Origin of the sequence: Saccharothrix carnea (assembly GCF_003014735.1) — a bacterium.
Lineage (GTDB): Bacteria > Actinomycetota > Actinomycetes > Mycobacteriales > Pseudonocardiaceae > Actinosynnema > Actinosynnema carneum.
On the sequence record NZ_PYAX01000013.1, the window covers coordinates 36,590 to 50,539 of the forward strand.

General features: G+C 72.3%; 13 protein-coding genes. 1 reads left to right on the forward strand and 12 read right to left on the reverse strand.

The genetic code is table 11. The features are described 5' to 3' along the window. Positions 1-136: 136 nt before the first annotated feature. The 10 genes from B0I31_RS30905 to B0I31_RS30950 all read right to left on the reverse strand — a co-directional run bounded on the left by B0I31_RS30905 (position 137) and on the right by B0I31_RS30950 (position 10,793). Complete coding sequence (locus B0I31_RS30905) at positions 137-3,361, reverse strand: S8 family serine peptidase (RefSeq protein WP_245950565.1); 3,225 nt, start codon at positions 3,359-3,361, stop codon at positions 137-139. Between the two features lie 191 nt (positions 3,362-3,552). Further along, a complete protein-coding gene (locus B0I31_RS30910) occupies positions 3,553-4,044 on the reverse strand; it encodes a hypothetical protein (RefSeq protein WP_146174007.1) in 492 nt (163 codons plus the stop codon). Positions 4,045-4,070: 26 nt separating this feature from the next. Beyond that, complete coding sequence (locus B0I31_RS30915; protein WP_106618926.1) at positions 4,071-4,415, reverse strand: SCO6045 C-terminal-like domain-containing protein; 345 nt, start codon at positions 4,413-4,415, stop codon at positions 4,071-4,073. Continuing rightward, on the reverse strand, positions 4,412-5,209 hold the full coding sequence (locus B0I31_RS30920; protein ID WP_106619065.1) for an MbnB/TglH/ChrH family RiPP precursor modification enzyme: 798 nt from the start codon (positions 5,207-5,209) through the stop codon (positions 4,412-4,414). Before B0I31_RS30920 ends, B0I31_RS30915 begins: the two co-directional genes overlap by 4 nt. A gap of 848 nt (positions 5,210-6,057) precedes the next feature. Then, positions 6,058-6,882: a TIGR04222 domain-containing membrane protein gene (locus B0I31_RS30925; protein WP_106618927.1), complete on the reverse strand. Its 825-nt coding sequence runs from the start codon at positions 6,880-6,882 to the stop codon at positions 6,058-6,060. Next, positions 6,824-7,756 carry a TIGR04222 domain-containing membrane protein gene (locus tag B0I31_RS30930; RefSeq protein WP_146174008.1) on the reverse strand — a complete coding sequence of 311 codons (933 nt, stop codon included), beginning with the start codon at positions 7,754-7,756 and terminating at the stop codon, positions 6,824-6,826. Before B0I31_RS30930 ends, B0I31_RS30925 begins: the two co-directional genes overlap by 59 nt. 85 nt (positions 7,757-7,841) lie before the next feature. Then, a complete protein-coding gene (locus tag B0I31_RS30935) occupies positions 7,842-8,750 on the reverse strand; it encodes a TIGR04222 domain-containing membrane protein (RefSeq protein ID WP_181320553.1) in 909 nt (302 codons plus the stop codon). Positions 8,751-8,999: 249 nt separating this feature from the next. Continuing rightward, the gene (gene msrB, locus B0I31_RS30940; RefSeq protein WP_106618930.1) at positions 9,000-9,437 is read right to left on the reverse strand and encodes a peptide-methionine (R)-S-oxide reductase MsrB; all 438 of its coding nucleotides are present in this window, start codon (positions 9,435-9,437) and stop codon (positions 9,000-9,002) included. Between the two features lie 57 nt (positions 9,438-9,494). Next, on the reverse strand, positions 9,495-9,809 hold the full coding sequence (locus B0I31_RS30945) for a hypothetical protein (RefSeq protein ID WP_106618931.1): 315 nt from the start codon (positions 9,807-9,809) through the stop codon (positions 9,495-9,497). A gap of 39 nt (positions 9,810-9,848) precedes the next feature. After that, entirely contained in the window at positions 9,849-10,793 is a 945-nt protein-coding gene (locus B0I31_RS30950; RefSeq protein WP_106618932.1) for an asparaginase, read from the reverse strand. Positions 10,794-10,867: 74 nt separating this feature from the next. Here B0I31_RS30950 and B0I31_RS30955 point away from each other — a divergent pair, with 74 nt between their 5' ends. Further along, positions 10,868-11,512 carry a GntR family transcriptional regulator gene (locus B0I31_RS30955; RefSeq protein ID WP_073891889.1) on the forward strand — a complete coding sequence of 215 codons (645 nt, stop codon included), beginning with the start codon at positions 10,868-10,870 and terminating at the stop codon, positions 11,510-11,512. A 91-nt stretch (positions 11,513-11,603) separates the two neighbouring features. Here B0I31_RS30955 and B0I31_RS30960 read toward each other — a convergent pair whose 3' ends face one another. Both B0I31_RS30960 and B0I31_RS30965 read right to left on the reverse strand, forming a co-directional pair. Beyond that, entirely contained in the window at positions 11,604-12,773 is a 1,170-nt protein-coding gene (locus tag B0I31_RS30960) for an acyl-CoA dehydrogenase family protein (protein WP_106618933.1), read from the reverse strand. 19 nt (positions 12,774-12,792) lie between these two features. Beyond that, complete coding sequence (locus B0I31_RS30965; RefSeq protein ID WP_106618934.1) at positions 12,793-13,944, reverse strand: acyl-CoA dehydrogenase family protein; 1,152 nt, start codon at positions 13,942-13,944, stop codon at positions 12,793-12,795. Positions 13,945-13,950 lie beyond the last annotated feature (6 nt).

Here is a 13,950-nt window from a genome sequence, read left to right on the forward strand (position 1 = left end):
CCGACACCTCGACGCTAGCCAGTCCGGGTGGCCGATTCAGCGGCCCAACGTGGTGCGTGCGGGCGGCCGTGCGGCTCAACGGGCGTTGCTCGCCGAAAGGGCGCCCGCGGTCGCGGACGCCCCTCCCGGCCGGTGATCAGGCGATCTTGTAAGCCCGGATCACGGTGTGCTCCAAGGCGTTGCCGTTGCTGTCGGTCGCCTTCACCCTCAGCGACCCGTACCCGGCCGCGGCGGGGTTGGTGATCGTGGCGACACCCGCGGCCACCGGCACCGCCGTCCACGTCCTGCCGTCGTCGAACGACACCTCGACGTCGATCCGGTCGACCCGGCCGTTCGCCGCGCCCTCCTGCTGCTGCACGGTCAGCGGCACCCGCAGCGCCTGCCCCTTCGGTGCCGCGCCGCTCGCGTCCAGCCCGGGCGTGAACCGCACCACCGACAACGGCAGCGGCACGTACGCGTCACCGGTCGCCGTGTCCGAGCGGAACGTCCACGCGGCGCTCACCTTCGTGGCGAACTCCGACGTGCCGCTCGCCCGCACCGCGTCGGTCTCCACCCGGTAGGCCGCCGCACCCGCGGGCACCTCGAAGAGCCCGTTCGCCGCGTACGCCGTCTCACCGACCTTCGCGCCGTCGCGCAGCAACGTGGTCCGGGCCGACGACACCGCCGCGTTGCCGCCGTTGCCCGCGCGGTCGGTGAACAACGGCACCGCGAAGCTGATCTCGTCGCCGCTGCGCGCCAGGTACGGCGACCGCGACTCGGGCAGCGCGGGGGAGAACACCGGGTCGTTGAACCGCTCCTCGTGCGTCCCGCCCCGCTGGTAGGTGCGCTCCGGCGAGGTCAACGTCGCCTCCACCGCGCCGTCCGCGCCGAACTGCAGGAAACCCCACGACCACGCCAGGTCCGCGTTGACCCGGTTGACCGCCTCACCCGGCGACGTCACGTCCGGCAGCCACGCCCAGCCGCCCACACCGCCCGCGGTGATCGGGTTGCCGCCAAGCCCGAACTCGCGACCCGCCGGTCCCGGCCCGAACTTCGTGCGCACCTCGGCCAGGTCCGCGGCGGCCACGTTCCGCACGAAACCGACCGGCATCTTGCCCTGCTGAGTCCACGCGAACCGGTACGTCACCGGCTTGGCACCGTCCGGCGTGCCGCGGAACTGCGCGCCCACCAACGCCGTCAGGTCACCGGCCGCCAGCTCCGGGCCGACGTGCGCGATGGACACGTTCGGACCGAACCCGCCGAGGAACGCCGTGCTCACGCTGGCCTGCCGGTCACCGAGGGTGCGCACCATCGTGACGTCACCCAACGCCTCCGCCGCGCCCGCGTCCGGCGCGGTGATCGTCAACGGCCTGGCCGCGCGGGCGTCGAGCGTCACCGTCGTGTCGGCGGTGACGCTCAGCCCCGGCCGGGGCAGCAGCGCCAACCGCGTGTCGTCCGTCTGCACGTCCGAGCTGGTGAAGTAGTCGCCCTTCGGCAACCGCAGCGTGAACGAGCCGTCGACGTCGTAGGGGAAGGCGAACGTGCCGTTGCTCAGCCCGATGATCGACGTGTAGTAGTCGGCCGCCGGCGCCCCCGAGCCGTCCACGAAGTCGAACCGGACGTCGTAGCTCTCCACCTCCCGGTTCACGCTGAGCGCCGTGCGCAGCGGCGTCGGACCACCCGTCGCCACCACCGAACCCACGAACAACCCGTCCACCGCGCCCAGCCGGGTGTCGGCGGTGACCGTGGCCGTCGCCTCACCGCCCGCCGGGACGGTCACCTTCGTCGGCGACACCCCGATCAACCCCGCCGGCGCGGCACCACCGTCCGGCCCCTTCGCCTCGGTGGCCAGCGACAACGTCATCGGCGCGGTACCGCCGTTGCGGTAGGTGACCGTCTTGGCGATCGGGGTGTCGTCGCCGTGCGGCCACTTCTGCAAGCCCATCGCCAGGCTCGCCGGCTCCGCGGTGACCGTGGTCGTGCCCACCTTCGCCACGTCCACCCGCCCCGAACCCTGGTCGAACGCCGTCAGCGCCGGGTTGTTCTTCGCCGACGCCACCAGCGCCGCCTTGATCTGCTCACCCGACCAGTCCGGGTGCTGCTGCGCGACCAACGCCGCCGCGCCCGCCACGTGCGGCGTCGCCATCGACGTGCCCGACATCGACACGTACCCGTCGCCTGCCGGCGTGCCGACCGTGCCGCTGCTCGACCTCGCGGCCACGATGTCCACGCCCGGCGCGGTGATGTCCGGTTTGACCGCGCCGTCACCCACGCGCGGACCCCGGCTGGAGAACGGCGCGATGCCGTCCTGCCGGTCCACCGCGCCCACCGTCAACGCCGCGTCCGCGCTGCCCGGCGAGCTGATCGTCTCCGGGCGCGAGTTGTTGCCCGCCGCGACCACGAACAGCACACCCGTCCGCGCGGACAGCGTGTTCACCGCCTCCTCCAGCGGGTCCAGCTCGGCCGTGTCACCGCCGCCCAGGCTGACGTTCACGATGTCCGCGCCCTGCTCCGCGGCCCACTGCATGCCCGCCACGATCGCCGACTCCTGGCAGCCCGCGGCCACGCACACCTTGCCGTCCAACAGATCCGCGTCCGGCGCCACGCCCTTGAACTTCGCACCCGAACTCGCGATGGTCGCCGCGACGTGCGTGCCGTGGCCGACGCCATCGGTGTTGTCCGGGTCGTCGGTGAAGTTGCGCTCCGCCACCTCGTGACCGGCCAGGTCCGGGTGGTCCTGGTCGATCCCGGTGTCCAGCACGGCCACCTTCACGCCCTTGCCGGTGTGCCCGGTCTGCCACGCGGTCGGCGCGCCGACCTGCGCGGTGGAGCGGTCCAGGCTCGGTTGGCGCAACCCGTCCAACCACACCTTGCGCACGCTCGCCCTCGACACGAGCGTGTGCCAGGTGTCCGACGCCTCGGACTTGACCACCTGCGCGGCGTACGAGCCGACCGCGGGCAGCGGGTGGCCGACGCGCAGACCGGCGGTCGCCGGCTCCTGCTCACCGGTCACGATCAGGGGCACGGTGTCCCGGCCGCGGTCGTCGTAGCCGGCTTCGATCAGACCCGTGACGTCGAACAGCCGCGGGTCCAGCTTGCCCTGCGAGACGGCCTTCGCCGCGTCACGCGGCACCACGTGCAGGTGGCCGTCACGCCGGTAGCTGTGGAACACCGTGCGTTCCCGCCCGGGTGCGGCGACCAGGGCGCTCACCTCGTCCCCGAGGAGCACGACCTTGTCGCCGGTGATCAGGGTGACCTCGTGGTGCTCGCCGGTCACGGGCGGGACGTCCTGCGCGCCCGACACCCCCGGACTGCTCGCCGTGACGCCGGCCGCGACGAGCACGGCCCCCCATGCCAGGCCACGCCAACGTTTGCTCTTCACTCTCTCGACCTCCCGGTGGGCTGCCGCGCGTGGCGGAACGCGGCCGGAAGGGCTTGCTACCCGCGGTGGCGGCGGATGTACCGAGAGCGACGTTGCCCTTGAACTCCACTGACGCTAGAGGGTGCGGACAGGGCGGACAGCCGCTGATTGGTCGGCATGTTCTTGACCAATTCAGCCGAGTAAGCGGTTACCTACCGTTCAGTAATAGAGCCGTCGGCACCAACTGAGATACCTGCCTGTGGCCCACCCGCTGGGCAGTCCGGACCGTTGGGGTAGACCATTTCGGGGGTCAGCGCGATATTCCGGTCCACGAGGGAAGAACCGGATTGGTCCAGCAGCCGCAGGGTCACGTCGACCGGTTTCGCGGGCAGGCCGGGCAGGTCGGCGAACCCGTGCTTCCCTTCAGTCGGCTCGGAGCGCGCGCTGCACGAGTCGTCCGGTGAGGTGCCGGTGCAGGTCGTCTCGGCGACCCGGCTCGACGGGTACAGCTCCAGCGCGGGGGTTGCACAGGAACCGTCCCAGCAAACCTCGATCGTCCCGGAAACCACCTCGGGGTGCTCCACGTCCACGCTCACGCCGACGCGCGTGCCGATCGCCGTGCACTCGACACCGTTGCCCGCGTTGACCGTGCCGCAAGCCGTGGCCAGCAACAACACGCCCAACGGCCAGGTCCGTCTCCACATGCCTCTCGGACGGAACACGGGGGTGGTCAGGTTGCGCGCCGCCACCAACGCTTTTTCTTGGGTGGCTGCAGCTCGCCCCTGGCCGCTGCCCACTCGGCGAACCGCGCGGCGTCCTCGCGGAAGCGCGTGCCGACCTCTTTGGGGTGGGCCCGGGCGTAGTCGTCGAACAGGGGCCGGAACCGCTCGCCTAGTTCTGCGGCCACTTCGGGTCGGAGCATCGCCACGATCCCGCGGCGCTTGTTGAGCAGCGCGCGTTTCTCGATGCGCACGCGTTCCCGGTCGAAACCCTTGGGCACCTCGCCGTCCGCCAGCAGCGCCCGCAGCAACTCGGCTTGTGCGGCGGCCAGCCGTTCGCGCTGGGGCTGGGTCACCCGAGCACCGCCCGGATCGCGGCCAGTTCGCCGGCGAGCTCGGCGTCGGCCGGGTAGTCGTCGTCGCGTTCCAGGAGGACGCCGGGCGGGTCGACGCGGGAGCGGAGCTGGGCGAGGACGTCGAGCACTTCCGGGCGGACCGCGTGGGCGTGCGTGTCGTGGTAGACGCCTTGGTGCTCCTCGCCGCCGGCGACGTGGACGTAGGCGAGGCGTTCCAGCGGGATCTCGTCGAGGAAGCGGGCGACGTCGGTGCCGAGGTTGCGGGCGTTGGCGTAGAGGTTGGCGACGTCGACCAGCAGGTGGCAGTCGGTGCGGTCGACCAGTTCGGCGAGGAACTGGCCCTCGGTGAGCTCGCCGTCCGGCCAGTCGAGCAGGGCCGCCACGTTCTCCAGGGCGAGGGGGACGGGCAGGTCCTGCTGGGCGGCTTTGACGTTCGCGACGAGGACGTCGAGCGCGTCGCGGGTGCGGGGGAGGGGCATGAGGTGCCCGGAATCCAAGCCGCCCGCGCGGACGAAGCAGACGTGATCGCTGACCAGTGGGGCGTCGAGGGCTTCAGCCAGTGCGCCAAGGTGCGCGACCCGCTGGGCGTCCACCGGTTCGGCGCCGCCGAGGGAAAGCGAGACGGCGTGCGGCAGCACTGGAACGCCTCGTTCACGGAGGAGGAGCAGCGACTCCGGCAAGTGCCCGACGTGCAGGTTCTCCGCCACCACCTCGACGAAATCGACCCCGGGCAACCTCTCCACCGTCAAATCGATCTCCGGCCGCCACCCGATCCCGACACCCAACTTCTCCACGACCGACACCCACCTTCCCCGCTAGTATGGAGATCGTCGCCGACCTGACCCTCGACACACCATCGAGTGATCATCGAAATCGACACTCAGGAAACGCTGTTATCTTCGCCTTCGAACGTCGGTTGGAACAACGAGGAAGCCGGCACAACCCCCGGACCCCTCCGCCTCACCCCCACCCGAGCACCGCCCAGGGGCAATCGACACCGAGTGCGCCACCCGCCCCGGGCCCTGGACACCCCGGCTCGGACGCGATCCACCCCCGGTGCCGGCCCGGCCCAAGCCCTCCGGACGCCCGCCCCCGGACACTGCCCCGGCCTGCGGATGCCGCCACCGGCTTGCGGACACCAGCACCGCCCTGCGGACCGCCCGCCCCGCCGACCGCCCGCCCGCCCCGCCGACCGCCCGCGCCCGGTGCAGCGCGCCCCTGTTCCCCTCCCCAGCCCACGGACACGCTGGCCGCCGCGACCCCGCTCGGCGCGACGCGCCCACGGCCACCCGCGCTCGCGTCTGGCGCGACCCGCGCCCGGCGTAGCGTCGGCTCGCCGGACGCCCGCGCCCGACGCGATCCGCGCCCGACGCGATCCGCGCCCGGTGCGGCCCGGCCCCGCAGAAAGCCCGCGCCTGGCGCGACCCCGTCCGCCGGCACCCGCGCCCGGCGGTGATTCGCGCCCGGTGCGACCCTGCTCCGCCGGCCCACCGCAGAAGCCGCGCCTGGGCGTGATCCGTGCGCGGCGCGACCCCCGCTTGGCCCGTGGGTGCCGTAGGCGGAGCGGCTCGTCGGACGCGGCGGCTTCGGAGCGCGGAGTGGCTGCGGCTGGGGCTGGGGCGGTGTGGGTGCTGTCCGGTGGTCAGTCGCCGCCACCGCCACCCCCACAGCCTCCACCGCCGCCGCACGACGAGCCGCCGCTGTCCGAACTGCTGCTGCTCCCGCTCCCGCAGCTGCTGCTGGCACAACTGCCGCACCCGCCGCCGCACGAGGCGCCGCCGTCAGAGCCGCTGCCGCGCGACCGCCGCCGCAACGTAGCCGCCGCGGCCGGTGAGATGCCGAGCACCTCCCACACGTGGTGGCGTTCGACCTTGCCCAGGAGTCCGTAGTACGCGACCATGCCGATCCGGTTCGGCGAGATCGCGACCGCCCGCAGCCGCCGCACCGTGAGCCGGCCAGCGCGGGTCAGCGGGCGGGTGGACGGGGCGAGGATCAGCGAGGCCAGCAGCGCGACCGCGACGGCGATGGCGGCGACCTCGAACGGCAGGTCGAGGGCGAGTTTCGCGAACACCACGACCATCGCCCCGATCACCGTCAGCCGGCGCACGAGCCGAGCCGCCTTGCGCCTTCCCGCCGACACCACCAGACCCCGGTCGACCAGGTGCCGGCGCAGCGATTGCGCCTCCGGGCCGCGCGCCGTCGAGGCGATCACGTCGCCCAGCGAGCGCGGCAGCGAGCGCAGCACGCGCGTCTGCAACGGGGTCCGGCCAATACCGTGACCCGCACCGCCGACCGCGCTGACCAAGCCGTCCCGCGAGATCCGCACGGCACCGGCCTCGACCAGCGACACCACCGCCACCTCGGCCGCCCGGCCCGGACCACCGGCCAGGAATCCCTGCTCCTCGGGCTCAGCCGTCGAACCCCCCGAACCCGCTGAAGTCGGCGTCCACTGAGTCGCCACCGTCATCGCCCTCCAACCACTGCGCAGCCAGCCATCCACCCGCGAACCACCCACCGGCCACCAGCCACCCGTTGCGCCGCTGCCAGCGTTGCGGTTCGACCACCACGGCACGCCTGCGCCGCGGGAGCGGTGCCTGGGACGTTTCCCCAGGTGCGATCGGTTCCGCCCGTTCGCCGTCGAACACCGCCGTCTCCGACCGTGCCGACCCCTCACGCGGCACGGGCGGTGGGACGGCGGTGCGCGACGAACCGGAACGGACCAGGCCGTAGCGGGCGGTCACCTCGGCCGGATCGACCGGGGCGAGGCCCGCCGTGGCCTCCTCGTACGCCCGCGCGCCACGCCTCGTCAGGACGGGCGGCGGACCCAACAGCAGCAGGACGCCGAGCGCGCCGGTGACCGACAGCGCGGTGACCGTCACCCACCCACCCGGACCTGCGAACACAGCGACCACCGCGAGCGCCGCCACCGGCACGACCGCCAGCACCGCCCGCGCCAACCGCCGCCGCGGCGACACCAGCAGCCCGCCCGCGACCAGGCGTTGCCCGATCTGCCGAGCCGGTCCGCTGGTGGCCGCGCCGACCACGAGCTCGTCCAGGTCACGCGGCTGCGTGAGCCGGGCGAGCACGACCGCCTGCAACGCGGTGGCCGGCTGTTCCTCACCGGGCACCGCCGCGACCACCGAACCGGACACCCGTGCCCGGTTCTCGGCCACCAATCCCGCCAACGCCACCTCGACCGCCCGCACCGGGCCACCGCCGAGGTAGCCGATCTCCTCGAACGACAACGGCCGGTCGGGCACGGCGCCGGCGACCCGCTTCAACCGCAGGCCCACCACCACCGCGGCGACGAGCGCCGGGCCGTACCACCACAGGAACGTCATGGCCGCCACCCTAGGAGCCGTCCGGTCGAACCCGGCCGCGATCACGGAACCGTAAGAACCTCGTCAACCGGGGTCGGCCCCGGGATCAGCCACCGCCGCCACCGCCGCCGCAGCCACCCCCGCCACCACCACAGCTGCTGCCGCTGGAGCAACTGCTCCCGCCACCGCAGCCGCCGCCTGTCGTCGCGCCGAACGACCCCGCCGCGGAACCCCCGCTCGACGCCACGCGAGGACGCGGACGTGGACGCGCCGCCGCACGCAAAGTGATGTCCGGGTGCCCGCCGAAACCGTTGAGAGCGACCAGCTCGGCGGCTTTCGTCGAGCCGGTCCCTCCCCACCCCCCGGTGACCTCGCCTGCGCGAGCCTTGGCCACCGCGTCACGTCCGTTCGCGGTGAGCGTCCTCGAAGCCGGCTGCAGCAGTCCCCAGATCAGCAAGCCGGTCAGCACGAGCAGCAACGTCAACGGCCACACCGGCGCGTTGACCACCTGCTGGGTCACCCAGCGCGCCACGCCGACGACGAACAGCAACGCCATCGGCGCGACACCGGTCCGCAACCGCCGTCGCACCACGTCCGGCGCGACCAGGCAGTCCAGTTCGGACAGTCGGCGGCCGATCGCGTGCGGCGCGTCGTGCTCCGACACCGAGGTGATGAGCAGCGTCAACGTCCGGTATTGGTAACGCTTGGCGTCGGCGAGCACGGCCTGGTCGACCGGGTGGTCGGCCACGGGAGTGCCGACGAGCCGCACGGCGCCGTTGCGGGCGGGCACCAGGGCGCCCGAGTCGATGAGTCCGGCCACGGACGCCTCGACCACCCGTCGAGGCCCGCCGGTCAGGTAAGCGATGTCCAGCACGCCGAGCACACCCGCGGGGGAGGCTCCCCGCGTCCCCCGCAGGCGCACTCGGACGTAGAGCGCGAAGGCCAGCGACACGGCCAGCGCGATCCAGTACAGCTCAAGGAATTCAGGGCCTGAAAGCCCCCACGGTCGCTCCACGGTCCACCCCCTGTGGGCCTCGGTGGAACCAGGTCCACCAGCTTGGGGGCAATCGTGTGCGCCAGGACACACCCCAGCAAGAGGGCTTTAGCAAGCCTTAGGGTTGGCGAACGGTTGACACCGCCCGCACGTGGTCCGTCAGGAGGACGACGCGCCGTCCACGCCGCCGGAGCCCTCGCCGTCAGTGCCCTTGAAAACGCGCATGATTCCTCCTGGTGTCGGATCGGCCATCATTCGCCTGTTGCGCTCTCAGTCTGCTCGACCGTCCGGGCTTTCGACCAGACGCAAGCTCACCGAGTTGATGCAGTAGCGCTGATCGGTGGGCGTGTCGTACCCCTCGCCCTCGAACACGTGCCCGAGGTGGCTGTGGCACGCCGCGCACAGCACCTCGGTCCGGACCATGCCGTGGGCGCGGTCCTCGCGGAGGATGACCGCGTCACCGGCCAGCGGCGAGAAGAACGACGGCCAGCCGCAGTGCGACTCGAACTTCGTCTCGCTGCGGAACAACTCGGCCCCGCACGCGCGACACTCGTAGACGCCCTCGGTCTTCGTGTCGGTGTACTCGCCGACCCACGCCGGTTCGGTGCCCGCGTCGCGCAGCACCGCGTACTCCTTCGGGGTCAGGATGTCCCGCCACTCAGACTCGGAGCGGACCACCTTCGGGGTGGCGCCGACGACAGGTTCCATACCTCCACGTTAGTCGACACCGCGGCGGCCGGGACGTCGGCGGAACCCGCCGGGTCGTCAGGAGAAGAACACCCAGACGAGGGTGCCCAGGTAGTACCAGACGCTGATCAGCACACCCAGCAGGATCAGGCCGACCACGACGACCGCGGTGAGCCGGCGCAGGCCGCCGGCGCGGTTCGCCGAGTCCGCGAACTGCCCGACGCCCGCTACGGTGCCCTCGATGGTGAAGCTGGGTGGCTGCTGCTTCATCCGGCCAAGGTGCTCGGCGAACGCCCTGGTCTCGGGGTCGTCGGGGTCGAGGCCGATCAGTTCGTCGTCGATGTCGCCCTGCGGGCGATCGTCGGGTGCGTCCGCGGCTCTGGCGCTGGCCATGCGACCCAGCGTATCGGGCGTTTCAAGCCGCTGGGCGGCTCAACTCGCCAACGAGGCCGCGGGTCGGACCGCGCCGACCGGCCGGCCGTGGCCGAGCACCGGGAACGTGGCCAGTTCGTCCGGCGCGGCCACTCCCAGCTTGCGCAACGCGGCCACCACGACGACCGCTCTGGCCCGGCTGGAACCGTCCGCGATCTTGCACGCCACGGCTTCGCCGGTCGGCAGGCCGAGCGCGTAGACGCCTTCCGCGCCGTCCTTCGCCACCGCGCCCGGGATCGCCCGCATCAGCTTCGTGACGTCGCGGTTCGTGCCGCCGACCCACTCCGGGTGGCGGTTCATCGCCTGCGCGATCCGCCGCTCCGGACCGCCCTCGGCGCGGGCCAGCGCGCTGAACGCCCTGGCCAGGCCCGTGAGGCTGATGCCGAGCAGCGGCGCGCCGCAGCCGTCGACGCCTTCCGCGCCGATGCGCTCGCCCGCCAGTTCCTCCAGGGTGTCGCGGATCGCCCGCTGGAGGGGGTGGGCCGGGTCGAGGTAGTCGTGGGTCGACCAGCCGTTGATGACGCAGGTCGCGAGCATGGCGGCGTGCTTGCCCGAGCAGTTCATGTACTCCGGCGCCTTGGCCCGGCCCGCTCGCAGGTGCGCTTTGAGGGCGTCCTCGCCGATGGGCAGGTCGGGGGTGCACTGGAGGGCGGCCTCGGTCAGGCCGTGCGCGTGGAGGATGCGGTGGACGCCGTCGAGGTGGAAGTCCTCGCCCGAGTGGCTGGCGCAGGCCAGGGCCAGCAGTTCGTCCTGGAGGTCTAGGCCGTGGCGGAGCATGGCCAGCGCCTGGACCGGCTTGTTGGACGAACGCGGGTAGGTGGTGTCGTGCGGGCGGCCGAGGGCGAGCACTTCCCGGCCGGTGCGGTCGAGGGCGACCACGGAGCCGTGGTGCACCGACTCCAGGAACTCGCCACGCCAGACCTCGGCGACCAGTTCGTGTGCCATGCGTCCCTCCACCGGTGTGCTGCCAACTGTCGACAGTTAACATTGCCGGTGTCCTCGCGCGCTAGGAGACGTTCGTGACACCTCCCTTGCATCTGAGCTTGGCCGGTCAGGCGGTGGACGTGCTCCGCGAACTGGTGCTGACCGGCGACATCCCGCCCGGGGCGCGGGTGAACGAGGTGGAGCTGGCCCAGCGGCTGGGCATCTCGCGCGGGCCGCTGCGCGAGGCGATCCGGCACCTGGCGTCCGAGGGTCTGCTGGTGCTGGCGCCGCACCGGGGCGCTTCGGTCCCGACCGCCGACGCCGCCGACGTGCAGGCGCTGTTCGAGTTGCGGACCGCGCTGGAGTGCGCGGCGGCCGAGCTGGCGGCGTCCCGGCGGACCGACGCGGACGTCGTGCGGCTGCGTGCCGTGTGCGAGGAGTCGCGGCGGGCGTACTCGGCGGGGGAACGGTTCCCGTACCGGCTGGACCTGGCGTTCCACCAGGCTCTGCTGGACGCGGCGCGCAGTCCCCGGATCGCCGAGCAGGTGCGGCTGGTGCAGCAGCGGGTGGTGCTGCTGCGCAGCGGCCTGCGCGACGACCCGCCGCACCAGCACGCGTCACTGGACGACCACGACGCCTTGGTCACGGCCGTGGCCGCCGGCGACCCGTTGCGCGCGTCCGACGTGATGCGCAAACACCTGGCCCGCGTCTGCGCCCAGATGCTCACCAGCCTCGCCTGACCCGGAGCCCTGGTGGAGGTCGGCCTTACGTCCCGACGGCCCGGTGGAACACGGTCCGTGACGCCCCACCGGGCCGCCGGGTACGAGCGGGTCAGCCGAGCGTCCCGGTCACCTTCGCGTGGCCCTTGAGCAGGTTCCGGGCGATCGTGCGGCGCTGGATCTCGTCGGTGCCCTCGTAGATGCGCAGCAGCCGCAGCTCCCGGTACCAGCGCTCGATCGGCAGCTCGCGCGTGTAGCCCATGCCGCCGTGGATCTGCAGCACCCGGTCCACGATCTCGTTCGCCTTGATACCGCCGTACAGCTTGGCCATCGACTGCGCCTGCCGCGAGTCCGCGCCCTGGTCGACCAGCCACGCGGCGTGCAGCACGAGCCAGCGCAGCGCCTCGATCTCCACCGCCGAGTCCGCGATCATCCACTGGATGGCCTGGTACTCGGCGATCGGCTGACCGAACGTGACCCGCGTCTTGGCCTGCTCGATCGCCATCTCCACCAGCCGCTCGCACGAGCCGAGCGCCCGCGCCGGCAGCAGGTAACGCCCCTGGCCGATCCACTGCATGGCCAGGTTGAAGCCGCGACCGACCTCGCCGAGCACGTTCTCCTCGGGCACGCGCACGTTGTCGAACACGAGTGCCGCCGGACCCCACTGGCCCATGGTCGGGATCGGCTCGGACTTCCAGCCCATGTCCCGGTCGACCAGGAAGCACGTGACGCCGCCGTCCGCGCCCTTCTCTCGGTCGGTCACCGCGAACACCATCACGAAGTCCGCTTCGTTGCCCTGGGTGATGAAGGTCTTCTCGCCGTTGATCACCCACTCGCCGCCCTCCTTGCGGGCGGACGTGCGGATGGCCTTGGCGTCGGAACCCGCGCCCGGCTCGGTGATCGCGAAGCACGACACGCGCTCACCGGAGATCGTCGGCAGCAGGTAGCGCTGCTTCTGCTCCTCGTTGCCGTGGAACAGGATGTTGTCCGCGTACCCGCCGAACCGGAACGGCACGAACGTGCGGCCCAGCTCGGCCTCCAGCAACGCCGTCATGAGCGCCCCGAGGCCCATGCCGCCGTACTCCTGCGGCGTGAGCACGCCGAAGAAGCCCGCTGCCTTGGCCTTGTCCTGGAGCTCCTTCAGCTCGTCCCGGGTCAGGCCGGGCTGCCCCAGGCGTTCGCGGCGCAGCACCTCCGGCTCCAGCGGCGCCACCTCCTTGCGCACGAAGGTCCGCACCCAGTCGCGGATCTCCTTCTGCTCCTCGTCAAGCGTGAAGTCCATGCCGTCCTCCCTCTACCCTCTACGCGAACGCGTTCACGCCGGTCAGCGCCCGGCCGATGAGCAACTTCTGGATCTGGCTGGTGCCCTCGTAGAGGGTCGTGACGCGGGTGTCCCGCAAGTACTTGCCGACGGGGTACTCGTCGATGTAGCCGTACCCGCCGAAGACCTGGATGGCGTTGTTCGCCACGCGCACCGCGGCCTCGCTGGCGTACAGCTTCGCCATGGACGCCTCCGTGCTGAACGGCTCGCCGCGGTCGGCGAGGTCCGCGCAGCGCCACGTGAGCAGCCGTGCCGCGTCGGTCTCCACCGCCATGTCGGCCAGGAGTTCCTGCACGAGCTGGAACCCGGCGATGGGCTTGCCGAACTGCTCGCGTTCCTTGGCGTACTCGACGCTGACCTCCAGCGCACCACGGGCGGCACCGACGCACCCGGCGGCGACGGACATCCGGCCGCGGTCGAGCGCGGCCATGGCCAGCTTGAAGCCCGCGCCCTCGTCGCCGAGGCGGTTGGCGTCGGGCACGCGCACCTGGTCGAGGGTGAGTTCGGCGGTGGCCTGGCCGCGCATGCCGAGCTTGCCGTGGATCTCGGTGGCGGTGAACCCGGGCGAGTCGGTCGGCACGAGGAACGCGGTGATGCCCTTCGGGCCGGGCCCTCCGGTGCGGGCGAACACCAGCGCCACGTCGGCCCACGTCCCGTTCGTGATGAACACCTTGCGCCCGGTGATCAGCCAGTCGTCGCCGTCGCGGACGGCCTTCGTGGCCAGCGACGCGGCGTCGGAGCCGGTGCCCGGTTCGGTCAGGCCGAAGCAGCCCAGCTCACGGCCGGAGCACAGGCCGGGCAGCCACCGCCGCTTCTGCTCCTCGGTGCCGTGCTTGAAGACGGTCTTGCCGACCAGCCCGAGCGAGACGGAGATGATGCCGCGCACGGCCGAGTCACCGCGGGCGATCTCCTCCAGCACCAGGCAGTACGCCAAGTGGTCGCCGCCGGAGCCGCCGTACGCTTCGTCGATGCCGAGGCCGAGGAACCCCACGTCGCCCAGGGCGGGCACCAGGTCGCGGTCGATGGCCTCATCCCGGTCCCACCGCGTCGCGTGGGGGACGATCCGCTCCTCGGTGAACCGGTGTGCCAGGTCCTTGAGCTGCCGGTGCTCGTCGGAGATGCGCAGATCCACCGGGGT

Bases quoted from the DNA above. Each gene is read 5' to 3' on its own strand.
- B0I31_RS30930 (WP_146174008.1), bottom strand. From the start codon at position 7,756: ATGACGTTCCTGTGGTGGTACGGCCCGGCGCTCGTCGCCGCGGTGGTG.
- B0I31_RS30925 (WP_106618927.1), bottom strand. From the start codon at position 6,882: ATGACGGTGGCGACTCAGTGGACGCCGACTTCAGCGGGTTCGGGGGGT.
- msrB (WP_106618930.1), bottom strand. From the start codon at position 9,437: ATGGAACCTGTCGTCGGCGCCACCCCGAAGGTGGTCCGCTCCGAGTCT.
- B0I31_RS30910 (WP_146174007.1), bottom strand. From the start codon at position 4,044: ATGTGGAGACGGACCTGGCCGTTGGGCGTGTTGTTGCTGGCCACGGCT.
- B0I31_RS30950 (WP_106618932.1), bottom strand. From the start codon at position 10,793: ATGGCACACGAACTGGTCGCCGAGGTCTGGCGTGGCGAGTTCCTGGAG.
- B0I31_RS30960 (WP_106618933.1), bottom strand. From the start codon at position 12,773: ATGGACTTCACGCTTGACGAGGAGCAGAAGGAGATCCGCGACTGGGTG.
- B0I31_RS30945 (WP_106618931.1), bottom strand. From the start codon at position 9,809: ATGGCCAGCGCCAGAGCCGCGGACGCACCCGACGATCGCCCGCAGGGC.